24 protein-coding genes are annotated in these 24,513 nt (G+C 69.1%); 14 read left to right on the forward strand and 10 right to left on the reverse strand.

All coding sequences use genetic code 11. The annotated features are described in order from the left end of the window. Positions 1-37: 37 nt before the first annotated feature. Complete coding sequence (locus WBG06_RS09240) at positions 38-277, reverse strand: glutaredoxin family protein (RefSeq protein WP_336736295.1); 240 nt, start codon at positions 275-277, stop codon at positions 38-40. Between the two features lie 62 nt (positions 278-339). Between WBG06_RS09240 and WBG06_RS09245 the strand changes: the two genes are divergently transcribed. The 3 genes from WBG06_RS09245 to WBG06_RS09255 all read left to right on the forward strand — a co-directional run bounded on the left by WBG06_RS09245 (position 340) and on the right by WBG06_RS09255 (position 3,488). After that, positions 340-1,239, forward strand: a complete 900-nt coding sequence (locus WBG06_RS09245) for an HAD family hydrolase (RefSeq protein ID WP_336736296.1) — start codon at positions 340-342, stop codon at positions 1,237-1,239. A gap of 124 nt (positions 1,240-1,363) precedes the next feature. Continuing rightward, the gene (locus WBG06_RS09250) at positions 1,364-2,146 is read left to right on the forward strand and encodes a sigma-70 family RNA polymerase sigma factor (protein WP_336736297.1); all 783 of its coding nucleotides are present in this window, start codon (positions 1,364-1,366) and stop codon (positions 2,144-2,146) included. Positions 2,147-2,288: 142 nt separating this feature from the next. Beyond that, the gene (locus WBG06_RS09255; protein WP_336736298.1) at positions 2,289-3,488 is read left to right on the forward strand and encodes a DUF5667 domain-containing protein; all 1,200 of its coding nucleotides are present in this window, start codon (positions 2,289-2,291) and stop codon (positions 3,486-3,488) included. Between the two features lie 103 nt (positions 3,489-3,591). Here WBG06_RS09255 and WBG06_RS09260 read toward each other — a convergent pair whose 3' ends face one another. The 5 genes from WBG06_RS09260 to WBG06_RS09280 form a co-directional block, all read right to left on the reverse strand. Then, positions 3,592-4,548, reverse strand: coding sequence for a lysophospholipid acyltransferase family protein (locus tag WBG06_RS09260; RefSeq protein WP_336736299.1), 957 nt, complete (start codon positions 4,546-4,548; stop codon positions 3,592-3,594). Continuing rightward, positions 4,545-5,561, reverse strand: a complete 1,017-nt coding sequence (locus tag WBG06_RS09265; protein ID WP_336736300.1) for an NAD-dependent epimerase/dehydratase family protein — start codon at positions 5,559-5,561, stop codon at positions 4,545-4,547. Before WBG06_RS09265 ends, WBG06_RS09260 begins: the two co-directional genes overlap by 4 nt. A gap of 14 nt (positions 5,562-5,575) precedes the next feature. After that, positions 5,576-5,677 (reverse strand): 30S ribosomal protein bS22, encoded by a 102-nt coding sequence (locus WBG06_RS09270; RefSeq protein WP_008356322.1) that lies wholly within the window; start codon positions 5,675-5,677, stop codon positions 5,576-5,578. Positions 5,678-5,863: 186 nt separating this feature from the next. Further along, positions 5,864-6,328: a helix-turn-helix domain-containing protein gene (locus WBG06_RS26515; RefSeq protein ID WP_442945421.1), complete on the reverse strand. Its 465-nt coding sequence runs from the start codon at positions 6,326-6,328 to the stop codon at positions 5,864-5,866. Further along, positions 6,276-7,481 carry an acetoin utilization protein AcuC gene (locus WBG06_RS09280; RefSeq protein ID WP_336736301.1) on the reverse strand — a complete coding sequence of 402 codons (1,206 nt, stop codon included), beginning with the start codon at positions 7,479-7,481 and terminating at the stop codon, positions 6,276-6,278. Before WBG06_RS09280 ends, WBG06_RS26515 begins: the two co-directional genes overlap by 53 nt. A 185-nt stretch (positions 7,482-7,666) precedes the next feature. Between WBG06_RS09280 and trpS the strand changes: the two genes are divergently transcribed. Further along, positions 7,667-8,620 (forward strand): tryptophan--tRNA ligase, encoded by a 954-nt coding sequence (gene trpS / locus WBG06_RS09285; RefSeq protein ID WP_336736302.1) that lies wholly within the window; start codon positions 7,667-7,669, stop codon positions 8,618-8,620. Positions 8,621-8,719: 99 nt separating this feature from the next. Here the strand turns inward: trpS and WBG06_RS09290 are convergent, their stop codons facing one another. The 3 genes from WBG06_RS09290 to WBG06_RS09300 form a co-directional block, all read right to left on the reverse strand. Then, on the reverse strand, positions 8,720-10,171 hold the full coding sequence (locus WBG06_RS09290; protein WP_336736303.1) for an MFS transporter: 1,452 nt from the start codon (positions 10,169-10,171) through the stop codon (positions 8,720-8,722). A 178-nt stretch (positions 10,172-10,349) separates the two neighbouring features. Beyond that, positions 10,350-11,807 (reverse strand): alkaline phosphatase PhoX, encoded by a 1,458-nt coding sequence (locus WBG06_RS09295; RefSeq protein ID WP_336736304.1) that lies wholly within the window; start codon positions 11,805-11,807, stop codon positions 10,350-10,352. Between the two features lie 430 nt (positions 11,808-12,237). Further along, positions 12,238-13,185 carry a 5'-nucleotidase gene (locus WBG06_RS09300; RefSeq protein WP_336736305.1) on the reverse strand — a complete coding sequence of 316 codons (948 nt, stop codon included), beginning with the start codon at positions 13,183-13,185 and terminating at the stop codon, positions 12,238-12,240. A gap of 163 nt (positions 13,186-13,348) precedes the next feature. Between WBG06_RS09300 and WBG06_RS09305 the strand changes: the two genes are divergently transcribed. From WBG06_RS09305 to WBG06_RS09315, 3 genes are all read left to right on the forward strand, one after another. Then, a complete protein-coding gene (locus WBG06_RS09305; RefSeq protein ID WP_336736306.1) occupies positions 13,349-14,797 on the forward strand; it encodes a glucose/sorbosone family PQQ-dependent dehydrogenase in 1,449 nt (482 codons plus the stop codon). A gap of 140 nt (positions 14,798-14,937) precedes the next feature. Further along, on the forward strand, positions 14,938-15,399 hold the full coding sequence (locus WBG06_RS09310; protein WP_336736307.1) for a low affinity iron permease family protein: 462 nt from the start codon (positions 14,938-14,940) through the stop codon (positions 15,397-15,399). Further along, the gene (locus WBG06_RS09315) at positions 15,396-15,770 is read left to right on the forward strand and encodes a low affinity iron permease family protein (RefSeq protein WP_336736308.1); all 375 of its coding nucleotides are present in this window, start codon (positions 15,396-15,398) and stop codon (positions 15,768-15,770) included. Before WBG06_RS09310 ends, WBG06_RS09315 begins: the two co-directional genes overlap by 4 nt. Positions 15,771-15,782: 12 nt before the next feature. Here WBG06_RS09315 and WBG06_RS09320 read toward each other — a convergent pair whose 3' ends face one another. Next, positions 15,783-16,256, reverse strand: coding sequence for a hypothetical protein (locus WBG06_RS09320; protein WP_336736309.1), 474 nt, complete (start codon positions 16,254-16,256; stop codon positions 15,783-15,785). Positions 16,257-16,370: 114 nt separating this feature from the next. Here WBG06_RS09320 and WBG06_RS09325 point away from each other — a divergent pair, with 114 nt between their 5' ends. From WBG06_RS09325 to acs, 7 genes are all read left to right on the forward strand, one after another. Further along, complete coding sequence (locus WBG06_RS09325; protein ID WP_336736310.1) at positions 16,371-17,474, forward strand: sensor histidine kinase; 1,104 nt, start codon at positions 16,371-16,373, stop codon at positions 17,472-17,474. Between the two features lie 76 nt (positions 17,475-17,550). Further along, entirely contained in the window at positions 17,551-18,324 is a 774-nt protein-coding gene (locus WBG06_RS09330; RefSeq protein ID WP_336736311.1) for a LytR/AlgR family response regulator transcription factor, read from the forward strand. Between the two features lie 9 nt (positions 18,325-18,333). After that, complete coding sequence (locus WBG06_RS09335; RefSeq protein ID WP_336736312.1) at positions 18,334-18,702, forward strand: hypothetical protein; 369 nt, start codon at positions 18,334-18,336, stop codon at positions 18,700-18,702. Beyond that, a complete protein-coding gene (locus tag WBG06_RS09340) occupies positions 18,699-20,228 on the forward strand; it encodes a sodium/solute symporter (protein ID WP_336736313.1) in 1,530 nt (509 codons plus the stop codon). The genes WBG06_RS09335 and WBG06_RS09340 overlap by 4 nt, the downstream gene beginning before the upstream one ends. Positions 20,229-20,425: 197 nt before the next feature. Next, positions 20,426-20,776 carry a DUF485 domain-containing protein gene (locus WBG06_RS09345; protein ID WP_336736314.1) on the forward strand — a complete coding sequence of 117 codons (351 nt, stop codon included), beginning with the start codon at positions 20,426-20,428 and terminating at the stop codon, positions 20,774-20,776. Next, complete coding sequence (locus WBG06_RS09350; RefSeq protein ID WP_336736315.1) at positions 20,776-22,395, forward strand: solute symporter family protein; 1,620 nt, start codon at positions 20,776-20,778, stop codon at positions 22,393-22,395. The genes WBG06_RS09345 and WBG06_RS09350 overlap by 1 nt, the downstream gene beginning before the upstream one ends. A 111-nt stretch (positions 22,396-22,506) precedes the next feature. Further along, positions 22,507-24,492 (forward strand): acetate--CoA ligase, encoded by a 1,986-nt coding sequence (gene acs / locus WBG06_RS09355; protein WP_336736316.1) that lies wholly within the window; start codon positions 22,507-22,509, stop codon positions 24,490-24,492. Positions 24,493-24,513: the final 21 nt, after the last annotated feature.

Genomic DNA, 24,513 nt, shown 5'->3' on the forward strand with positions numbered 1-24,513 from the left:
AGAGGGGGGTTGTTCGGGGTATTGGGCCGATCGACAGTTATTCTGGAGAGCGCGCCAGCGCTGCCCTCAGCCGCTCCTCGGAGACTCGCCAGAAGTCGTGCTGCTTCCCGTCGACGTACGTCACCGGCACCTCGTTCGTGAAGCGCTCGCGCAGCTCCTCGTCGGCGTCGATGTCGACCTCGGTGTAGTCGTCTCCGACCACCCTCTCGACGACCAGTCTCGCCTCGTCGCACAGATGACAGCCCTGACGGGAGTAGAAGGTCACTCGCGGTTCCACCCGACCATCTTGGCACGCAGCACTGTCCCCACAACGGCCTCCGGGCCACTACTGTTGGCGCAATGAGCAGCGCCAGCGACCGCCGCCGCGCCGAGCTGCGGCGAAAAGACCTCAAACGCCGCTCGGCGCTCGCCGGCGAGGCATCGGCCGCGGCCGCGGAGATCGAGGCCTGGCTCTATCCGGCGGCCGGAGACCCGGCGGCGGCAGCCTTCTTCGACGTGGACAACACGATCATGCAGGGCGCGACGATCTTCCACCTGGCCCGCGGCCTGCATCGGCGCAAGTTCTTCCGTACGCGGGACATCGCCTCGGCGGCGTACAAGCAGGCCTACTTCCGCGTGGCCGGGGTCGAGGACCCCGCCCACATGGAGTCGGCGCGCTCGTCGGCACTCTCGTTCATCCGTGGCCATCGCGCCGAGGAGGTCGAGAGCCTGATGGAGGAGATCTTCGACGAAGGCATGGCCCACCGGATCTGGCCCGGCACGCGGGCGCTCGCACAGACCCACATCGACCAGGGGCAGCGCGTGTGGCTGGTGACCGCGGCACCCGTCGAGGCGGCGCGGGTCATTGCCCGGCGGCTCGGGCTGACCGGTGCCCTCGGCACGGTGGCGGCCACCGAGGACGGCGTCTACACCGGCGAGCTGGTCGGCGAGATGCTCCACGGGCCGGCCAAGGCGGAGGCGGTCAAGGCGATCGCCGCCCGGGAGAGCCTCGACCTGTCTCGCTGCTCGGCCTACTCGGACTCCTACAACGACCTGCCGATGCTCTCGCTGGTCGGTCATCCGTGTGCCATCAACCCGGATGCGCGCCTGCGCGCCCACGCGCGCGCGAAGGGCTGGCCGATCCGTGACTATCGCACCGGCCGCAAGGCCGCCCGGGCCGGCCTGATGACCGCGGCGATGGGCGGTGCGGCCACGGGAGCCATCGCGGTGGCCATCGCACTTCGAGGCAAACGCCAGTGATCCACCCGTTCGTTAACGAAATTGCCACCACACGCCGACAGAAGTTCGGCGCTGGACCTGACATCGGGATGCCCTAACCCGTAAGGTGGCACTCGCTCAGGGGGAGTCTTCGGGAGGGACCCACATGTCGCGCCGCACCAATGACGTCCATCGTCGCTTGGATGCGCTGCGCGCTGCGGTCGAGCTCCTGATGAACGAGGGCTACGAACCCGCCTACGTCGGCGTCGCCGGTGCCTCGGGACCGTTCGCCGAGCCCGAGCGTCGCGGCTCGGGCGGCACCCACGAGACCAAGCCCCGCTCCGACAACGAGCCCGACGACGACACCGACCTCGCCGCCTCCTCCGAGGAGAGCGAGGCCGACCGCACCCGCCTGATCGCACTGGTCGAGCTCGCCCGCAAGGGCGACAAGGAGGCCTTCGGCCTGCTCTACGACCACTACCACGGCGCGGTCTACCGGTTCCTCTTCTACCGGACCCGCTCCACCCAGGTCGCCGAGGACCTCACGTCGGAGACGTTCTTCCGGGCACTGCGCTCGATGACCGGCTTCCGCTGGCAGGGCAAGGACTTCGGCGCCTGGCTGATGACCATCGCCCGCAACCTGGCCACCGACCACTTCAAGGCGGGACGTACGCGCCTGGAGATGACCACCGAGGACATGGGCCTGCACGACTCCTCGGCCGACGGCCCGGAGAAGATCGTGATGGCGGGCGTCACCAACGAGATGCTGCTCGGCGCGCTCTCCAAGCTCCCCGACGAGCAGCGTGACTGCATCATCATGCGTTTCCTCCAAGGGCTGTCTATTGCGGAGACAGCCGCTATCCTCGGACGCAGCGACGGAGCCGTGAAACAGCTCCAGCTGCGCGGGATCCGCAATCTCGCCAAGCAGATGCCTGACGGGATCCGCTGATGACTGTGTTCCGCACCACCTTGAATGCTCGACCGGTTGCCGTAACCCGCGGCCGGGGCGACTCGTTGTCCGACATGGCTGCTCCTTGCGTTCAGCTGTTTCGACGAATCCCTCACTGCCGACACCGAGTAGGAACCTTCCGATGAGCCCGGCGTTCCCGGCGCGAAAGCGTGCCGAAGAGTTCGACCGAATGGTCGCGGCCCCTGCCGCGGCTGATCGGCGTTCCTCGGCGACTGCCGACGAGCTTCGCGAACTGGCAGTCTTCGCTTCGTCGCTCTCCAGCCTCAGCGACTCCGCTGTCCCCAGCCGAGACTTCTCCGTCTCGCTGCGTGAGCGCCTCATGGAGGCCGCCGACACCGAGCTCGTGCCCGCTCCGCACCCCGAGCGGGCCGTCGAGCGGAAGCTCACCGTCGGCCGCGTGAGCAGGCCCCGGCGCCAGCGCAAGCTGGCCGTCGCCTTCGCCGCGATGGCGATCGTCGGCGGGACCGCAGGCGCGGCCGCCGCGTCCCAGACCGCACTTCCCGGGGACTCGCTCTACCCGGTCAAGCGTGCCGTGGAGAACGTCTCCGCCGGTTTCACCGTCAGCACTCAGGCCCGGGGCATCCGGATCCTCGAGGACGCCGGCACCCGACTGCGCGAGGCCGAGTCGCTGGTCGCCGATGCACCGATGACCGACGCCGAGCAGGTCACCTCGACGCTCGAGACTTTCTCCCGGCAGGCCGCCCACGGCTCGGACCTGCTGATCAGCGACTTCGAGCAGTCCCAGGACAACGACTCGCTCGCCCAGCTGCGTACGTTTGCGGCCGATGGCGTCGAGGAGCTGGCCAAGCTCGGACCGCACGTCCCCGAGCGGGCCGAGCCCGCGGTCTCCGACGCTGCCCAGACCCTGGTGCTGATCGACCAGGCTGCCGCCCAGCTCTGCCCCACCTGCGAGGGTGGCATCACCGAGCTCCCGGCCACGCTGGTCTCCAGCCTCACCTCCGAGATCGACGGGCTCCTTCCGGCCGACACCGTCGTCGAGGCCGAGGCGCTGCCTCCGCTCACCCCGGACGACAACGCCCTCGATCTGCCCTCCATCGACCCCGACAAGATCGGTCCCGGCTCGGTGACCGACCCCAAGGGCGAGGAAGGTCAGGAGAAGCCCTCCGACGCGCCGGATGCGGTCGACAGCATCCTGCCCACGCCGACCGCGCCGTCCGACGGCGATCCGTCCGGGGAACCCGCCCCTGAGCCGGACCCCGACACCGGCACCGTGAAGGGCCCCGTCACCGGCCTCGTCACCGGCGTCACCGGTCTGGTCGGCGACGTGCTCGCCGGCGCCACCGGGCTCCTGCTCCCCTAACCCCTGCCGAGGCGTCAGCTGCGTCGGCCGAGATGGCACTGAGGTGCCGCTTCGGCCGACCGGAGTGACGCTTCGGCCGACGGGGGTGACGCTTCGGCAGGGGTCAGCCGAAGACCGATTCGCGCTCGCCCAGGAGGCGGTAGAGGGTCTGCTGGATCGTCTCGCGCACCTGGTCGGTGACGTTGAAGACCAGCATCGGGTCGTCGGCCTCTGAGGCGTCGTAGGCGTCGGTGCGGATCGGCTCACCGAACTCGATGAGCCACTTCGACGGGAGCGGGACGAGACCCAGCGGACCGAGGAGCGGGAAGAAGGGCGTGATCGGCAGGTAGGGCACGCCGAGGACCTTGGCCAGGGCCGGAATGTTGCCGACCAGCGGGTAGATCTCCTCGGCACCGACCACGGAGAGCGGCACGATCGGGACGCCGGTGCGCAGCGCGGAGGAGACGAAACCACCACGGCCGAAGCGCTGCAGCTTGTAACGCTCGGTGTAGGGCTTGCCGATGCCCTTGAAGCCCTCAGGCCAGACGCCGACGAGCTCGCCGTTGCGCAGCATCCGCTCGGCGTCCTCGCTGCAGGCCAGGGTCGCACCCGCCTTGCGGGCGATGTTGCCGACGACCGGCAGCCGGAAGACCAGGTCGGCCCCGAGCGGGCGCAGGTCGCGCCCGAGCGCATCGTGGATCGACACCATCGTCATCAGGCCGTCCATGGGGATCGTGCCGGAGTGGTTGGAGACGATCAGGGCACCGCCGTCGGTCGGGATGTTCTCGATCCCACGCACCTCGACCCGGAACCACTTCTCCTTGATCGGCCGCAGCACGGCGAGCAGGAAGCGTTGGGTCAGCTCCCGGTCGAAGCCGTATTCGTCGACGGAGTAGGCGCCCGAGATCCGGCGCCGCAGGAACACGATGAATCGCGCGAGCTGCTCTTCCCACTCGGCACCGAAGATCTCCTTGGCGGCGCTCTCCAGGGCAGCGGCCCAGTCGGTCGCCGGGATGGCCCGCAGCGGGTGGCGCTCGCGCGTGGTGGTGCCCGTGAACCCCCGGGCGGCCGACTCGGTCACCGGGGCACTCCTGTCAGTCGGCTCTCCACGGCGGCAAGAGCTCGGTCGGTGCGGTTGGCGGACGGCGGCACGCTCTCCGCGAAGTCCGCGACCGTCTGCTCGGTCGTGAACCGCGGCTCGAAACCCAGCAAGGAGCGCATCCGGGTGGTGTCGACACCGCGGCCGTAGGTGAGCAGCGCCTTCAGCTCGGCGGGATACTCACCGCCACCGAACCTCGCCAGGCCGAACAGCGGCTCCGGGATCGGCACGGTCACCCGCTGCAGCCTGCGGGCGACCTGGGCATGCGTCAGGACGCCGTCGCCGGCGACGTTGAACGTGCCTGGTACGCCGGTGCGTACGGCATGCTCGAGGACGCCGTAGAGATCCTGCTCGTGGAGGAACTGCAGACGGGGGTCGAAACCGAGCACGTTCGGCACGACGGTGCGCCGGAAGTGGGCCGCGATCGGGCTCTCCACGCTCGGCCCGAGGACGTTGGCGCAGCGCAGCACCGTGACCGCGACGTCCGGACGACGGCGGGCGAAGCCGCGTACGTAGGACTCGATGTCGGCCACGTCGCGGGCATAGCCCGACGACGGGGTGCGCCGTGGCTCCATCGACTCGGTGAACATCGCCGGGTCGCGGCTGCTCGCTCCGTAGACCTGGGTCGTCGACTTCACCACGACCTGGCGCAGGGACGGCGCGGTCTGGCACGCGGCGAGGAGCTGCATCGTCCCGATGACGTTGAGCTCCTTCATCGTCGAACGACCCCCGGTGGAGCCGGGGGTCGCGATGACGCTGAGGTGGACGACGGTGTCGACCTCCTCCTTGGCGATCACCTTGGCGATCACCGGGTTGCGGATGTCGGCTCGGACGAACCCGACCTTGCCGATGTCCCCACGTGGCGGGGCGACGTCGACGCCGATCACCCGCTCGACGTTCGGGTGGCGGGCGGCAGCGCGCGCAAAACGGCGACCGAGGTCACGCGAGACCCCGGTGACCAGAAGGACCCGACCGGGTCCGACGCGTTCCGCCACCTACGCCACGTACGTCACTTGCCGAGCTTGCGGCGCTGGACGCGAGTCTTCTTGAGCAGCTTGCGGTGCTTCTTCTTCGCCATGCGCTTGCGACGCTTCTTGATGACAGAACCCACGGGGAACCCTTCACGATCGTTGCAGAGAATGCCGGCCCGGTGCCGACGCGGCCACTCACCGCAGCGAGCGGCAAACAGACCTAGGCGGTAAGACTAACGAAGTCAGGGCACCCAGAAAGAATCGGTGACCCGGATGAGACCGGTGTTGCCCCCGCGCCCGTCGTGCCCGGGCGCGGGGTCCGACAACTAGCCCGCGTTGTAGAACGAGCTCTTGAGGTACTCGTTCGCGTCGTCCTCCCGAACCCGGAAGGAGCGACCGACACGCACCGCAGGCAGCTCGCCCGAGTGAACCAACCGGTAGACCGTCATCTTGGAGACGCGCATCATCGACGCAACCTCGGCAACGGTCAGGAACTTGCTGTCAGAGATGTCTCCAGAAGGAGTAACCATCTGCTTCCACCGTTCTCTCTCGAGTGATCGCGACGCCAGCGGCTTCCCCACCTCTGGTCCAAAACGCGATCCCAAAGTGAGAATAGGGCCTGATGTGACTGATGGGGAAGGGGACACCCCTAGAATCTCACATCGCCACGGCGTGTCGAGTTGCTTTTGGGTGCAACGAACCACGGTTTCGAAACCGTCACGAAACCAATGACCGGGACTACGGCATCGGGTCGAGCCCGTGCAGCGGGAACACCGCTGTGCGAGTCGCATGGACCTGCCGGTCCAGCCACGTACCGGGGTCGTATCCGCTCCCCCAGTCGCGGTAGGCCGGTTCACGTCCGTCCGTCATCCGCAACGGCGCAACCCTCCCGAGGCGCGTCTGCACGTGGTCGCGCCAGCCACCTGGCACGTCGAGCGTCGGCTCCAAGGGATGTCCCGAGACTAGCGCAAGAAGGTGGGTCCACGCGCGTGGCACCACGTCGACCACCGCATAACCGCCACCTCCGAACGCCACCCACTTGCCCGCGCACACCTCGTGGGCGAGCTCGTGCAGGGCGACGTACGCCGCTCGCTGGCCGTCGACGCTGAGAGCCAGGTCGGCGAGCGGGTCGTCGGTGTGCGAGTCGCAGCCCTGCTGGGTGATCAGGATCTCCGGCTGGAACTCGCGGACCAGATCGGGCACGACGGCGTGGAAGGCGCGCAGCCAGCCGTGGTCGGCGGTGCCTGGCGGCAGGGCGACGTTGACCGCGCTCCCCTCGGCCTCCGGACCGCCGATCTCCTCGGCGAACCCGGTGCCGGGGAAGAGCAGCTGCCCGGTCTCGTGGATCGAGATCGTGAGGACCCGTGGGTCGTTCCAGAAGGCCCGCTCGACGCCGTCCCCGTGGTGCACGTCCACGTCGACGTAGGCGATCTTCTCGACGCCCTGGTCAAGGAGCCATTGGATGCCGGCGGCGACGTCGTTGTAGATGCAGAACCCGGAGGCGCGGCCGCGCATCGCGTGGTGGAGGCCGCCCATGATGTTGGCGCTGTGCAGGCTCTCACCGGAGTAGACCTGGCGGCACGCCTCGATGCTCGCGCCGACGATGTGCGCACTGGCGTCATGGATGTGCGGGAAGATCGGGTCGTCCTCGGTGCCGAGGCCGTGCGACAGATCGGCGTCGCCGCTCTTCCCCGCCCGGATCACGGCCTCGATGTAGCTCTCGTCGTGGACGGTGAGCAGCTGCTCCGGGGTGCCCATCGGCGCCTCGACGACCTTCAGATGGTCGAGCACCCCGAGCTCGCCGGCCAGGCGCATCGTCAGGTCCACCCGGATCGGGGCCATCGGATGGGTCGGGCCGAAGTCGTAGTCGGCCAGGCTCTCGTCGAAGACGACCGTCGACTGCGCGTGGCAGGTGTTCGGGCCCGTGGTCGGCAGAGTCGTCATGGGCCACACGGTATCCGTGACGTGTGCGACAATGGCGAGGTGTTCAGCATTCGTTCGACCCAGTGGTGGTCCGCCTCCTAGGCGGTCCACCCGATTGTTGAGCATTCACATCAGGCCGCCCACGGGCGGCCTCTTTCATAGGTGATCGTCGCTGACCCGTGGGCCTCATCCCGAAAGGTCCCACCATGACCACGCGACTCTCCCTCATCACTCCCTCCGGCCGGCTCACTCTCGGCAACCTCCTCGGCGCGTTGCGGCCGATGGCTGCCGCGGCCGACTCGGACGCCTTCTACGGGCTCTCCGACCTGCATGCGCTGACGATGCCGCACGAACCGTCGGTGCTGCGTACGCGGACCGAGGAGATGGCCCTCCTCCTGCTGGCATCAGGGCTCGAGCCGGCCACCTTGTTCATCCAGTCCCACGTCCCCGCGCACCGATCGCTCGGCTATCTGCTCGAGTGCGTCGCGCACACCGGTGAGCTGGGGCGGATGATCCAGTTCAAGGAGAAGTCGCGCCGCTCCGGAGCCTCGGTGCGCGCCTCGTTGTTCACCTATCCGGTGCTGATGGCGGCCGACATCCTGCTCTACGGTGCCGCCGAGGTGCCGGTCGGCGACGACCAGCGCCAGCACGTCGAGCTCGCCCGCGACATCGCGATCCGGTTCAACACCACGTACGGCCGGGTCTTCACCGTCCCCCAGGCGGTGCACCCGGTCGCCGGAGCGCGGGTGATGGACCTGGCGGACCCGACGCGCAAGATGTCGAAGTCCTCCGGCGACGCGCACCCCGGCTCGATCTTCCTGCTGGACGAACCCGATGTCGTACGCCGCAAGGTCGCCCGCGCGGTCACCGACTCGACCGGGGACGTCTCCCGGGATCCGGAGCGACCGGGCGTCACCAACCTGATCGACATCCTGGAGGCCTGCGGCGGCTCTGCTGCCGGGCTGTCGGGCTACGGCGCCCTGAAGGCTGCGGTCACCGACGCGGTCGTCGCCGAGCTCGAGCCGCTCCAGAAGCGCTACCGCGAGCTCGCCGCCGACCGGGCGTACGTGACCGAGGTGTACGCCGCCGGAGCGGCTCGCTGCCGCGAGGTGACCGCCCCGGTCCTGGCGGCCGCGGAGGCTGCGATCGGCCTGGCCTGAAGCCGCCCGGCCCCCTGTAACACGCTGTTACAACTTCTGTCCGGTCGTTCTGAAAAGGCGAGAAGTACTACGAACAGCGTGTTACAGCGGGCGCGACGGTCAGATCCGCACGTCGACCAGCTCCCCCAGGCGCGCACGCTGCGGGCGCAGGTAGACCGCGAAGGTGATCAGGGCGCAGATCGCGTAGAAGATCGTGAACGCGATGAACGCGGACTTCGTCGCGTCGAGAGGGTTGGAGACCCACGGGCTGTTGAACGCGATGGGGATGAGGAACCCGCCGACCGCACCGACAGCGCCGATGATGCCGACGGCGGCGGAGGACTTCTTGGTGGCCTGGGCGAGTGCGGCCTCACGCTCGGTGGTGCCCGGCGTGGTGGCCAGCTCGGCCTCGCGGCGGAAGATCGACGGGATCATCTTGTAGGTCGATCCGTTGCCGATGCCGGTCGAGGCGAAGACCAGCATGAAGAAGCCCAGGAACACCGGGAACCACGACTGGTTCTCGAGCGCGATCGCGGGCGAGGCGTCCGGGTTCGGGGTGAGCTGCATCAGGGTCCACAGCACCGCGAGAGTGAAGACGACCAGCCCGACGAAGGCACCGAGCGTGACCTTCGCGCCGCCCCAGCGGTCGGCCAGCCATCCGCCGAGCGGCCGCGTCGCGGAGCCGATCAGCGCACCCAGGAAGGCGAAGTAGGCGAAGTAGATGCCGGTGCCCAGCGGTGCCGGAGACGGCACCCAGAAGTTGAGCTTGATCAGCAGCGGCATCGCGGCGGAGTAGCCGATGAAGGACCCGAACGTCCCGATGTAGAGGAACGACATGATCCAGGTCTGCTTCGACCTCACGACCGAGAGCTGCTCACGCACTGGCGACTTCGCGGAGGTGATGTTGTCCATGAAGAAGAAGGCAGCGAGGATCGCGATCACGGCGAGTCCGGCATAGACGTACGCGGCGCGCTCGAGGTGGATCCCGCCCTCGGACGCCTTGATCAGCCCGAAGATGCCCGCACCTCCGACGATGACCGGCAGCAGGAACTGGATCAGCGCGACGCCGAGGTTGCCGCCGGCGGCGTTGAGGCCGAGCGCCGCGCCCTTCTTGGATGCGGGGTAGAAGAAGTTGATGTTCGCCATCGAGGAGGCGAAGTTCCCGCCGCCGAGCCCGGCGGTGGCGGCGATGACGCAGAAGGCCCAGTAGGGGGTGGACGGCTGGGTGACGGCGTACGCGAAGCCGAGGGTCGGGACCAGCAGCAGCCCGGCCGAGATCATCGTCCAGTTGCGGCCGCCGAACTTCGGCACCGCGAGGGTGTAGGGGACGCGCAGCAGCGAGCCGACCAGGTTCGGGATGGCGATCAGGAAGAACAGCTGGCTCGGCGTGAAGTCGAAGCCCTGGGCGACCAGGAAGGCAGAAGAGACCGACCAGATCAGCCAGACCGAGAAGCCGAGGTGCTCGGCGAAGATCGACCAGATCAGGTTGCGGCGGGCGACCCCGGCCCCGGTCGATTCCCAGAAGGTGGCGTCCTCCGGACGCCAGTCGTCGATCCAGTGGCGGCGGCTCATGATGGGCTCCTCTGATGCGGCAGTCGGCGAGAGTTGCCACCCACGATGGCCAGCCCAGGTTTCAGCAGCCGCCGGCACTCGCGTGCGAGCCCGTCAACTTCCGCTCACGGCCTCACAGGGCTCACGACCTCACCGCGACGTACGGGGCGGGCGGCCCGAGCGGCCCGCCCCCGGAGCATCAACCGAGGTAGCGCTCCCACGGGCCGGTGATGGCCAGGGTGTAGCCGGGGTCCTGCATGTTGACGAAGAGAACCTTGCCGTCGGGCGAGAAGCACGGGCCGCAGAACTCGGAGTCGTTCAGGTCGTTGCGGGCGATGGCGTACGACGGGCCGCCCGGGAACGCGCCGAGCACGTGCGAGGCGCCCGAGCCGTCCTCGGCGAGCACCAGCGAGCCCCACGGCGTGACGGTCACGTTGTCGGGACCGTCGAAGGTGAGGTCGCCGTACTTCGGCGCCGGTGCATCGTCCTCGGACTGCGTCTGGTGCGGGAAGTACGTCACCAGCTGGATGGTCTCGGCCGCATAGTCGTAGAACCAGACCATGCCGTCGTGCGGGGACGCGTCGGCGGGCATGTCACCTTCCTCCCACGCGTACGAGTTGACCACGTAGACGCCCTCGTCGGTGCCCCACACGCCCTCGAACTTGCGGCCACGGGTGACCTCGCCGTCGGCGAACTGCTCCCGGCAGGGCGTCTCCTGGGCGTCACGCTCCGGCACGGTCTTCCACCTCACCGGGAAGGGCTGACCCATCTGCGCGGAGGTCAGGTAGGCCACGTCGGGCAGGACCGAACCATCAGGGAGGATGATCTGCATCGCGGCGAGCGTGCCGGCGTCATCAGCAAGCGACGTGAGTACGCCCGGGCCGAGCTTCACCCCGGCCGGGGCGGTCCAGCGGTAGAAGAGCCCGTTGGGCTCGTCGGCGTCCTCGGACAGGTAGACGCGGGTGCGGCTCTTGTCGATCGCCAGCGCCTCGTGGTCGTAGCGGCCGAAGGCCTTGATCGGGCGCGGGTCGGCCGAGCCGTCGGCCCAGACCTCGAAGACGTAGCCGTGGTCCTTCTCGTAGACCCCCGTCGTCCCGTCCTCGCCCTCCCACTCCTCACCGGCGTCGTTGACGGTCTCCTCGCAGGTCAGCCAGGTCCCCCACGGCGTCGGACCGCCGGCGCAGTTGGTCGAGGTGCCGGAGATCGCGACGAACTCACCGAAGTTGGCGCCGCCCGCGTCGGTGGTGATCACGGTGCAGCCGCCGGACGGTGCGCCCGGGTCGTAGACGGTGCCCTCGACGAGCGGGACCGGGATGCCCTCGCCGGGCTCGATCTCGTGGTTCTGGATCAGCGTGTAGCGCCCGCGCTTGCCGCCGAGCACCATCATCCCGTCATGGTTGGACGGCGTCTTCTCACCCGTCGTCAGGGTCGTCTCCCCGGCCGAGGTGACGATGGCGTACGTGAATCCCTCGGCCAGCGCCAGGATCCCCTTCGGGTCGTCCACGAGCGGGGGGAACGGCTCGCGGGCGCGCTTGCGCCCCAGGGTGCCGGGCTTCGCCGGCTTCGCCTCGGCCAGGGCAGGAACGGCGCCGGCGACGGCCAGGCCGACCCCGGCCGCGGCTCCTCCGGTGAGCAGGGAGCGTCGGGTTGCGGACATGGGTGGGTACTCCTCGGAGCGTGGTAGGGGATCCCGAGACAGGACTCAGCCCTCTACCCAAGCCACTCCGCACCACCTACGCGCCCGCCTGCGGTGAATCTCAGGCGACAGCAACGTGAAACGTACGCCGGTGGCGGCTCAGGCCGCTCCGAACAGGCCGGTCAGGCCGGTCCTCCGGGCGGCACCGGGACGGCCGCTCTCCCACGCGTACCCACACCTGCAGCACATCAGTCGCCGGCGGCCCCCCGCCGTACGCGAGAGGACCCGGATCTCCTCGTCTTCGGTGCACTTGGCACACATGACCGACGTCATCGAGTGAACTCCTTCCACTTCTCGCGTGAACAGAATCTGTACAACTGCATCCAGGGTGACACAGCAACGGGCATGCCATCCAGTCGGGAAATCGTCCTGCGGCCGAACTGTCAAGGCTTTATCGAGCCCGAGTGTCCTCCGCGTTGGCCACGCCGTAGGGGATGTGCACGCCGGCGATCGATCCGACCGCCTCGTCCAGGTGGGTCGTCTGGTCGTCGAAGAAGATCAGCGGGCGGAGCACCTCGAGCACCCGCACCTTCTCCACCCCGCCCAGGAAGAACGCCTCGTTCACGTAGACGTCCCAGGACTGCAGGGACCGGATCGCCCGCTCGTGCGCGGGGGCGCCGCGGGCGGTGACCAGCGCGATCCGCAGCCGTGGCTCATAGGACGGGTCGGACAGCCGGCGCCGCTCCTCGATCTGCTGGATCAGGTTGAGGTCGCGCAGCAGCGGCTGCAGCGGCCCCGGGGCGAGGGGTTCGGCCTTGCGGCTCGCCTCATAGACCCGGTACGCCTCGATCCCCTCCTCCCGGAAGACCCGCTCGGAGCCGTCGTCGGCGAGCACGCCGTCGAAGTCGAAGGCGACCACGACGGAGCGGTCGGTCTCGTCGTACGTCGCCGCCGACGGCAGCACGTGACCAGCCGGGAACCCCTCGCGGTTGGCGGCGATGACGTCGTCCCGGTTGCCGCTGAGGAACAGCGACATCCCGAGCGCACCGATGTAGCGGTGGGGCGAGCGGCCCTGGGTGAAGACGGCGCGCGTCATCGGCAGGCCGTGGTGCTCGATCGACCGCATCACCCGCAGCCCGGTGTTGGGGTCGTTGCGCGAGACGACGATGACCTCGACGAGACCGTCCTCGGCGTCATCGACCAGGTCGTTGAGGCTCAGCAGCCGCTTGATGAAGGGGAAGGCCACACCCGGCCGGAGCGGGTCGTCGATGCGTTCGTCCTGGTAGCGGCGGTAAGCCTCCTCGCCATGCTCGCGGAAGTACGCATCCGACTCGGTCAGGTCGAAGAGCGCGCTCGACGCGATCCCGACGACCAACCGCTCTCCCAGCTCGAATCCCACGCTCAGCAACCTACCGCTCCGAGCCGAGACGAAGTCGTTGCCAGATCAACTCGCTTCCGACATAGTTCCCGCCAGCGTCCTCGTGGCACCGGCCACACTCTCGGGGAGGATCGCTGCTGCATTTTCCTTCGATCCCCCAACCCCTGGAGGAGAAGTACGTCTCATGAGCATCAAACGAAGCCTGAGTCTCGCCGCCGGATCCGCTGCCCTGGCAGCACTCGCCGCCACCACCCTCCCCGCCGCCACGCTCCCCGCGGCCGCCTCCGGCGCCGACGCGGCCCTGGGCGCACCGAGCGTGGTCGCCGACGGTCTCAACAACCCCTACTCGCTCGCCTGGGGAGCCCGCGGCAAGCTGTGGCTCACCGAGAAGAGCGGCAAGTCCGTCCTCAGCGTCGACCCCACGACCGGGGCCAGGAGCACCCTGCTCGACCTCTCCACCCAGGCCGTCTCCAGCGGCCAGGACGGCGTGCTGGGTCTGGCCGTGGAGCCGTCGGTCACGAGCAACGCCCGCGGCTATGCGTACGTCTCCTACTCCTACGACTCCGGCCAGGCCGAGGAGTCCACGGGCGAGACCCGCCGCACCAAGATCGTCCGCTACAGCTATGACGACGCCACCAAGAAGCTGGTCCGGCCGTCCACGGTCATCTCCGGCCTGCCGGCCAGCATCGACCACCAGGGCGGGCGGCTGCTGATCGGACCCGACGGGAAGCTCTACTACGCGATCGGCGACCAGGGCACCAACCAGTACTCGCTGGCCTGCCGCCAGAACCAGGCCCAGACCCTCCCGACCGCGGCCGAGGTCGCGGCGAAGGACTGGTTCGCCTACCAGGGCAAGACCCTGCGGCTGAACCGCGACGGCTCCATCCCGATCGACAACCCCACGATCGGCGGCGTACGCAGCCACATCTGGACCTACGGTCACCGCAACCCGCAGGGCTTCGCCTTCACCCCCTCCGGCAAGCTCCTCGAGGCCGAGCACGGCCCGAAGACCGACGACGAGATCAACCTGCTCCGGGCCGGCGGCAACTACGGCTGGCCGAACGTGGCCGGCTACCAGGACGACGAGTCGGCGTACGTCTACGGCGACTGGAGCGCTTCCTCCCCCACGCCCTGCGCGGAGCTGACCCACTCGGACTTCGAGATCCACGAGGACGTGCCGACGTGGAAGGAGTCGGAGTTCACGGCTCGCTTCAACGAGCCGCTGGACACCTTCGGCACCTCGGTCACCTGGGACCACGACTTCACCGGTGCCCCGTGCGACGCGTCGGGTCTCTACTACATCTGCTACCCGACCATCGCCCCGTCCAGCCTGACCTACTACAAGCCGGCCGTCGGCCGGGCGATGCCGGGCTGGGAGAACTCGGTGATCATGACCAGCCTCAAGGACGGCACGATCTACCGCCTGGGCCTCAACTGGACCGAGACGGACGTGGTCGCGGTCGAGCCGCTCTACACCGACCAGGACCGGTTCCGCGCCACCATCGTCAGCCCTGACGGCAAGACGGTCTACGCGATCACCGACACCGCGGGGCTCGTCCGCGGCGACGACGACGTCCCGACCACCGACCTCACCCACCCGGGTTCGCTGCTCGCGTTCCCGGTCAGGAACTGACGCACCGGAATCTCAGGTCTCGACGGACCGGGTCGCCGACGGGCGGCCCGGTCCGTTGTCGTCGGTGGGCATGACGCGCCCCGAGCGGGGTACCGGACGAGGCGGCGTCGGGCGCCAGACCGGGCGAGCAGGAGGTAGTGATGTCGACCGAAGCGGACCAGCATCATTCCGGACGGGACCAGTCCGACAGTACGGCGCGGCACGAGCGCGAGGCGAGGATGCCCTCGCAGGTCGGGAGCGACGTCGGGATCTTCGACCGGTTCGCCACCCACGCGAGCGCATTCGTGTCGAGGGCCTGGTTCTTCGTCCTGTGCGTGCTGCTGGTGGTGATCTGGGCGCCGTCCTTCCTCGTGCTCCCCGACATCGACACCTGGCAGCTGATCATCAACACCCTGACGACGATCGTCACGTTCCTCCTGGTGGCGCTCCTGCAGAACACCCAGAAGCGCGCCGACGACGCGGTCCAGCAGAAGCTGAACGCCATCGCCGAGGGGCTCGCCGGACTGATGGGGAGGCTGGCCCGCGACCATCCCGAGCTCCGCGACGACCGCGACGAGCTGCGGCAGGCGGTCGGATTGGAGGATAGAGAGAGCGCCGAATGAGCCACCCCGATCTCGACTCGAATCACTACGTACGCGACCGGTTCTCCGCTGCCGCCTACGGCCTCGCCGGCGCTGCCGGGTCGGCCTGGGCCAGCGGGATCAGCATGGTGGTGGTCGCCGGCCTGCTGATCACCGGTCTGGTCGCCGGGTTCGCGGCGTGGTGGCACAGCCTCGTCTACGCAGCCGCCTCCATCGTCAGCCTGCTGGTGCTCTTCAGCATCCAGCACATGACCAACCGCCAGACCAAGGCCATCCTGCTCAAGCTCGACGAGCTGGTCGAGGCCGTCGACGGCGCGGACAACGACGTCATCGCCATGGAGGACCGCGGCCTGGAGGATCAGGAGGACATCCGCGACCGGCATCAGCGGTAGCGGAGTGCGGCGTCAGTCGACCTTGGTGACGCGGAGGAACTCCTGGACGTCGAAGACGGCGCGGAACACGCCGGCGGCCTTCGGGAGCAGGGGTGCGACCTCGGCGTACGGAACGACGCGCGGGTCCGTGACCCGGTGGTCGACGCCGTCGTGGACGATCGTGGCCGAGTTGGCGGCCAGGACGTTCTGGGCCCAGTCGACCTTCGAGGTGTAGGGCAGGTTGATCACGAAGCCGTCGGGGGTCGGGAACGGCGTGATCGGGGTGGCGTACTCCCGTCCGCTCGCGCGTCCGACGTGCAGGATGACGCCGTTGGTGGCCCCTTCCCCACCGGCGGTCTTCAGCGCTTCGGCGGCGAACCGCTTCGAGAAGGCCCGGATACGGTCCTGCAGCCAGGGCGACTTGTTGCGCATGCCGATCACGAAGGCGGCACCCGCGCCCACCACGCCGGCCGCCAGCAGACCCGGGATCACTCGACTCAGTCGCATGCGCCCAACCTACCTCGCACCTCCGCGACGGCCCTGGATGACAGATACCGTGGGCGCCGTCACACTGGAGGTCTCGGGTCTCACGGACTCGGTCGATGGACGGAAGGAGCGCGGATGCGGCGCTGGCGGCGCACCCACCTGGGCACAGAAGCCGACCGGGCGACCTTCCGCACCCTCCACAATGCATCGCTGGCGAGCCCGGCGCTGCGTGGCGGCCTGACCGTGGACAGCGCCGAGCGTGCCGCCCCTCACCTCCAGGCGCTGCTGGCCGCGCCCGCACTCGCGATCACCGACACCGACGGCCTGCTCGCCTGGGAGGGCATCGGCACCCACCACCAGGAGCACGTGACGAAGCTGGCCGAGTCGACGCTCGAGCGCGGCGCGACCCGGTTCTACGACCGCGTGGACCTGGAGTGCGGCCAGGCCGGATGCCCGCTGCACTCCGCCGTGGTCAGCCCTCTGGTCGTCGACGACCGGCTGGTGGGCACGCTGCAGGCGTACGCACCGGACACCTCCGCGATGATGGTCCGCGCCACCGACGAGGTCGCCACCTGGGTCTCCGGCCAGCTCGAGCTCGCCGAGCTCGACGCGTCACGGCGGCGGCTGATGGAGGCCGAGGTCCGCGCGCTGCGCGCGCAGATCAGCCCGCACTTCATCTACAACTCGCTGGGCGCGATCGCCAGCTTCGTACGTACCGATCCCGAGCGCGCACGCGAGCTCCTCCTGGAGTTCGCGGACTTCACCCGCTACTCGTTCCGGACTCACGGCGAATACACCACGCTCTCGGAGGAGCTGCGCTCGGTGGAGCGCTACCTCCTCCTGGAGCAGGCGCGGTTCGGGGACCGGCTCTCGGTCAGGCTCTCGGTGGCGCCCGAGGTGCTGCCGATCGCGGTGCCGTTCCTGTGCCTGCAGCCGCTGGTCGAGAATGCCGTACGCCACGGGCTGGCCGACGCGCAGACCGGCCACATCTCCATCGGAGCCGCCGACAGCGGCACCGAGTGCGTGATCGAGGTCGAGGACGACGGCGCCGGCGAGGACCCGGAGAAGGTCCGCAACGCGCTGGCCGGCGGTGCCGACTCCGTCGGGCTGGGCAACGTCGACGCCCGGCTCCGCAACGCCTATGGCGACGACTACGGCCTGGTCGTCGAGACCGCTCCCGGCGCCGGCACGAAGGTCATTCTCAGGATCCCGAAGTTCGCCCCAGGAGTGCACACATGAGCGAGCGCCAGCGAGCGGCGATGGGCAACATGTCGCCGCTTCCGTATTCTTCGCCTTCCTCTATGGAGGCGGCGACATGAACGGCCGTACGACGCAGGCCTTCGCCGCCAGACAAGGGGCGCCGGGAGGCCGGCTCCGCATCCTCGTCGTCGACGACGAGCCACCGGCGGCCGACGAGCTCTCCTACCTGCTGACCCAGGACGCTCGGGTGGCGGAGGTGCGCACCTGCCTGAACGCGACCGACGGGCTGCAGCAGCTGCAGGGGTCGGGCGTCGACGCGGTGTTCCTCGACATCCAGATGCCCGGCCTGAACGGGCTCGAGGTCGCCCGGCTGCTGGCGCGTTTCAAGTCACCGCCGGCAGTCGTGTTCGTCACCGCACACGAGGAGCACGCGCTGGAGGCGTTCGACCTGCGCGCGGTCGACTACGTGCTCAAACCGGTGCGCGCCGAGCGGCTGGCCGAGACCGTCACCCGGCTGATGGGCACCATGCCGGAGGAGGAGCCGAGCGGCGACGTACAGATCCCGGTCGAGCTCGGCGGCGTCACGCGCTTCGTGTGGCGCTCCCAGATCACCCACGTCGAGGCGCAAGGCGACTACGCCCGGCTGCACACCGCGGACGCCTCCCACCTGGTGCGGGTCCCGCTGACCCAGCTGGAGCAGGAGTGGGCCTCCGCCCGGTTCGTACGCATCCACCGCTCCCTCCTCGTCAACCTCGCCCATGTGACCGAGCTGAGGTCGGAGGCAGGTCGCTGCTCGGTCGTGGTCGGCGGCGCCTCGCGCGGCACCGAGCTGCAGGTCAGCCGCCGCCACACCCGCCAGCTCAAGGACCTGCTCGCCCGACGCTCATGACCCGATCCGATGACTGAGCCCCAACGCGTACGCGTCACCGGACCGCCCCGGCGACGCCCGGCCGTGCGCCGGGTCGACGTCGGCGAGGACACCCGGCTCGGCGAGATCTACCTCGGCTCGCTGATGCGCGCCCAGCTCGCGATCGCGATCCGCACCCTCGCCGTGCTCTTCCTCGGCGTCGGCTCGCTCCCGCTGCTGTTCTGGCTGGCTCCGGGGCTCGTCCACACCGCGCCGTTCGGCGTACCGCTGCCGTGGCTGCTCCTCGGGGTGCTGGTCTATCCGTTCCTGTTCCTCCTCGGCCGGTGGTATCTGCGCGGCGCGGAACGCAACGAGGCCAGCTATGCCGATCTGCTCCGCTCGGACGACGAGACGCCATGACCCTCGACTCCGCACCGGCGATCGTCGCGGTCACCCTGGTCACCCTGGCGACGCTGACGATCGGCACCTGGGGGCTGCGGTTCAGCCGGACCACGAGCGACTTCTACGTCGCCTCCCGGTCGGTCCGGCCCGGCCTCAACGCGAGCGCCATCGGCGGGGAGTATCTCTCGGCCGCCTCCTTCCTCGGAGTCGCCGGCCTGGTGTTCACCTCCGGCGCGGAGATGCTCTGGTACCCGATCGGCTGGACCGCCGGCTACCTCGTGCTGTTGACCCTGGTCGCGGCGCCTCTGCGCAGGTCAGGGGCATATACGCTGCCCGACTTCGCCGAGGAACGGCTCGCTTCGCGTGGGGTGCGACGGCTCTGCTCCCTGCTGGTCGTGAGCATCGGTTGGCTCTACCTGCTGCCCCAGCTCCAGGGGGCCGGACTGACCCTGGAGCTGGTCGCCGGCGCACCTCGCTGGGTGGGGCCGGTGCTGGTCGGGACGGTCGTGCTGGTCAGCGTCTTCTCCGGCGGGATGCGCTCGATCACCTTCGTCCAGGCCTTCCAGTACTGGCTCAAGCTGACCGCGCTCCTGGTGCCTGTCGGGGTGCTGGTCGCGGTCTGGGGCAGCGACGGCGCGCCCCGCGCCACCGACCTCAGCCAGACCTGGTCGCTGCCGATGGGCACCGACGGCGCAACCGGCCTCTACGCCACCTACTCGCTGATCGCGGCGACCTTCCTCGGCACCATGGGCCTGCCACACGTCGGCGTCCGCTTCTACACCAACCCCGACGGGCGCGCCGCCCGCCGCACGACCCTGGTCGTCCTGGCCCTCCTCGGCGTCTTCTACCTGCTGCCGCCGATCCTCGGGCTGTTGGGCCGGGTGTACGCAGCCACCCCGGCCTCCGCCGACACCCTGGTGCTCGAGCTGCCCCGGCTGATTGTTCCCGGCTGGGCAGGTGACGCCCTCACCGGGCTGGTGTGTGCGGGGGCCTTCGCAGCCTTCCTGTCGACCTCGTCAGGCCTGGCGATCGCCGTCTCCGGCGTGCTCTCCCAGGACGTCGTCGTGCCGCTGCTGCGTCGCCGAGGCAGTCGCTACGGCGGCGTCGCCGCCTTCCGGATCGCGTCCCTGGTCGCCGTCCTCGTCCCGGTCGCGGGCGCCCTGCTGACCCCCAGCGTCGGCGTCGCCCGCGGCGTCGCCCTGGCCTTCGCGCTCGCGGCGGCCACCTTCTGCCCGCTCCTCCTGCTCGGCATCTGGTGGCGCCGGCTGACCGCCTACGGCGCCGCCACCGGGCTGGTCACCGGCCTGGTCACCACCGGATCGGCTGTGGTGTTCACGATCAGTGGGTCGCGTACCGACACCTGGGCCGACGTCGCCCTCACCCAGCCCGCCCTCTGGACCGTCCCGCTCTCCTTCGCGGTGATGATCCTCGTCAGCCTCGCCACCGCTGCCCACGTCCCGCCCCACACCACCCGACTGCTCGTACGCCTCCACACCCCCGAGCCGACGCTCGAACCCGCCGTCGCAACCTCGACGCCGCGCTGACAACGCTCGGGGCAGCCTGCAGGGGACCAGCCACTCGACGTACGAAATCGACCGCTCGTCGCGCGACGGTGCCGTCTACCGAGGGACCGGTCGTCACCCCGCGACGGGCGACCCGACAGACCCCTACTGTGACTGCGATCACACGTCGTCCGTCCTCCCCCACGAAGGACGGCCTCGTCTACGGAAAGGGTCAGCACGTGAGCGACGAAGCGCACGACCAAGCCCGCCGGCACGACCCGGTCTACGACAGACTGCACGCCACGGCAGAGTTCCGCGCTCTGCGGTCGGCGTACCGGAAGTTCGTATTCCCGGCCACGGTGGCGTTCCTCGCTTGGTACCTCCTCTACGTCTTCTGCTCGAACTGGGCAGAGGACTTCATGAACTACAAGCTGTTCGGCAACATCAACGTCGCGCTGGTCTTCGGGCTCCTGCAGTTCGTGACGACGTTCGGCATCGCCTACCTCTACGCCAACTACTCCAACAAGCACCTCGACCCGCTGGCTCGGAAGCTCGACGAGGAATACGAGATCGAGAAGAGGCAGCTCTGATGGACGGTAGCCAGATCCTCACCACGGTCCTCTTCCTCGCGGTCGTCGCGGTCACGATCGGCATCACCTTCTGGGCGAGCCGGCAGACGAAGACCGCGGCCGACTACTACGCCGGTGGCCGCGGCTTCTCCGGTTTCCAGAACGGTCTCGCGATCGGTGGCGACTACATGTCGGCGGCGTCGTTCCTCGGCATCTCCGGCGCGATCGCTCTGTCCGGCTACGACGGGTTCCTCTACTCGATCGGCTTCCTCGTCGCCTGGCTGGTGGCGCTGCTGCTGGTCGCGGAGGTGCTGCGCAACTCGGGTCGCTACACGATGGCCGACCAGCTGGCGTACCGGATGAAGCAGCGCCCGGTCCGGCTGGCGGCGGCGACCTCCACGGTCGTCGTCTCGATCTTCTACCTGCTGGCTCAGATGGTCGGTGCGGGCGCCCTGGTGGCCCTGCTGCTCGGCGTCGAGGACCAGGCGGTCAAGAACATCGTGATCCTGTTCGTCGGCGCGCTGATGATCTTCTACGTCACCGTCGGCGGGATGAAGGGCACCACCTGGGTGCAGATCGTCAAGGCCGTCCTGCTGATGACCGGCTCGGCGCTGATCGTCATCCTGGTCCTCGCCCAGTTCGGCTTCAACCTCTCCGAGCTGCTCGGCTCCGCCGCCGACGCCTCGGGCAAGGGCGACGCCTTCCTGCAGCCGGGCCTGAAGTACGGCGCGAGCTTCACCAGCGAGCTGGACTTCGTCTCGCTCGGGCTCGCCCTGGTGCTCGGCACCGCCGGCCTGCCGCACATCCTGATCCGCTTCTACACGGTCCCGACCTCGGCGGATGCTCGCAAGTCGGTGCTGTGGGCGATCGGCCTGATCGGTGTCTTCTACCTGTTCACCCTGGTCCTGGGCTTCGGTGCGGCCGCGCTGGTCGACCCGGCCACCCTGGACAAGGCCGGCAACCTGGCGGCGCCACTGCTCGCCCAGGAGGTCGGTGGCGGTGAAGGCTCCGTCGGCGGCGCCGTACTGCTGGCTCTCATCGCCGCGGTCGCCTTCGCCACGATCCTCGCCGTGGTCGCGGGGCTGACGTTGACCTCCTCGGTCTCCGTCGCCCACGACATCTACAACTCGGTGATCAAGCGTGGCACGGCCACCGAGAAGGAGGAGATGAAGGTCTCGCGCTGGGCCGCGGCGGGCATCGGCCTGGTCGCGATCCTGCTGGCCATCCCGGCGCAGTCGCTCAACATCGCGTTCCTGGTGGCCCTGGCCTTCGCGGTCGCCGCCTCGGCCAACCTGCCCGCGATCATCTACAACATGTTCTGGGCGCGGTTCAACACCCGTGGTGCGACCTGGTCGATCTACGGCGGCCTGATCTCCTGCGTCGGCCTGGTGTTCTTCTCACCGGTCGTCTCCGGCAAGGTCGACCCGGTCACCGGAGACAGCCTCTCGCTGTTCCCGGCCGGCATCGACTTCTCCTGGTTCCCCCTGGAGAACCCCGGCCTCATCTCCATCCCGCTCGGGTTCTTCCTGGGCTGGCTGGGCACGGTGACGTCGAAGGAGCCGGAGACCGCTGAGCGTTACGTCGAGCTCGAGGTGCGCGCCCTCACCGGCGCCGGCTCGGAGAAGGCGATCACGCACTGATCCTCCACGGCGGGCCGTCGTACATCTGCTCTTGTACGACGGCCCGCCATCATTCTTTCCCCCGCACTACCCTGTGGCTTGAGCCACAACATTTCGTACGTAGGAGTCACTGTGACCGACGAGACCCTGTCCAACCTGCTGCACGAGAAGCGCCGGTTCGAGCCTCCGGCCGAGCTCGCCGCCGCCGCCAACGTCAAGGCCGATGCGTACGACGCGGCAGCCGAGGACCGTGACGCCTTCTGGGCTGCGGCCGCGGAGCGGCTCACCTGGTCCAAGCCGTTCGATCGCGTCCTGAACTGGGACAACCCGCCGTTCGCGAAGTGGTTCGAGGGCGGCGAGATCAACGTCGCCTACAACGCCGTCGACCGTCACGTGGAGGCCGGGCTCGGGGACCGGGTCGCGATCCACTGGGTCGGCGAGCCGGCCGACGACAAGCGCACGATCACCTACGCCGAGCTCAAGGACGAGGTCTCGAAGGCCGCCAATGCGTTCGAGGCTCTTGGCGTCGGCAAGGGCGACCGGGTCGCTATCTACATGCCGATGATCCCCGAGGCCGTCGTCGCGATGCTGGCCTGCGCGCGGATCGGGGCGATCCACACCGTCATCTTCGGCGGCTTCTCCGCCGACGCCCTCGCCACCCGCGTCGTGGACTGCGGCGCGAAGCTGATCGTCACCTCCGACGGCGGCTACCGCCGGGGCGCTCCGTCGGCACTGAAGCCCGCCGTCGACGAGGCGGTCACCAAGGTCGAGGAGTCCCAGCCCGGTCTGGTCGAGAACGTCCTCGTCGTCCGCCGCACCGGCCAGGACGTCGAGTGGAACGACTCCGTCGACACGTGGTGGTCCGACGTCGTCGACAGCGCGTCGACCGAGCACACCCCGGTGGCCCACGATGCCGAGCACCCGCTCTTCGTGATGTACACCTCCGGCACCACCGGGAAGCCGAAGGGCATCCTGCACACCACCGGTGGCTACCTCACCCAGGCGGCGTTCACCCACTGGGAGGTCTTCGACCTCAAGCCGGAGACCGACGTCTACTGGTGCACCGCCGACATCGGCTGGATCACCGGCCACTCCTACATCGTCTACGGACCGCTGGCCAACGGCGCGACCCAGGTGCTCTACGAGGGCACCCCGGACTTCCCGGAGAAGGGTCGCTGGTGGCAGATCATCGAGGAGTACGGCGTCACGCTCTTCTACACCGCCCCGACCGCGATCCGGACGTTCATGAAGCAGGGCCGCGCCATCCCGGACGCCCGCGACCTCTCCTCGGTCCGCCTGCTCGGGTCCGTCGGTGAGCCGATCAACCCCGAGGCCTACATCTGGTATCGCGACGTCATCGGCGGCTCCGCGGTGCCCGTCGTGGACACCTGGTGGCAGACCGAGACCGGCGCGATCATGATCTCGCCGCTCCCCGGCGTGACGGCCGGGAAGCCCGGGTCGGCGATGAAGGCCCTGCCGGGCGTGGGGGCCGACGTGGTCGACGACAACGGCGTCTCCGTGCCGAACGGCTCCGGCGGCTACCTCGTGCTCACCCAGCCGTGGCCGTCGATGCTGCGTACGATCTGGGGCGACGACCAGCGCTACGTGGACACCTACTGGGCGCGGTTCAAGGACTCAGGCCCAGAAAATGAGCACTGGTACTTCGCCGGCGACGGGGCCAAGAAGGACGAAGACGGCGACGTCTGGGTCCTCGGTCGCGTCGACGACGTGATGAACGTGTCCGGGCACCGGCTCTCCACGACCGAGATCGAGTCGGCGCTGGTGTCTCACGCGTACGTGGCCGAGGCGGCCGTGGTCGGCGCGACCGACCCCGACACGGGGCAGGCCGTGGTGGCGTACGTCATCCTGCGCGACGGGTCGCCGGAGGACTGCCACAAGGAGCTCTCCGACCACGTCCGCAAGGAGATCGGCCCGATCGCCAAGCCGCGTCAGATCATGATCGTGCCCGAGCTGCCCAAGACCCGCTCGGGGAAGATCATGCGCCGCCTGCTGCGCGACCTCGCCGAGGGCCGTGGCGTCGGCGACACGACCACGCTGGCCGACCAGACGATCATGGACCTGATCGCGGCCGGGAAGACGACGGCGACGGACGACTAGCGTCCAGCGGCGCTGCCCGGC

Origin of the sequence: Nocardioides sp. CCNWLW239, assembly GCF_037137035.1 — a bacterium.
In the GTDB taxonomy this organism is placed as follows: Bacteria; Actinomycetota; Actinomycetes; order Propionibacteriales; family Nocardioidaceae; genus Nocardioides.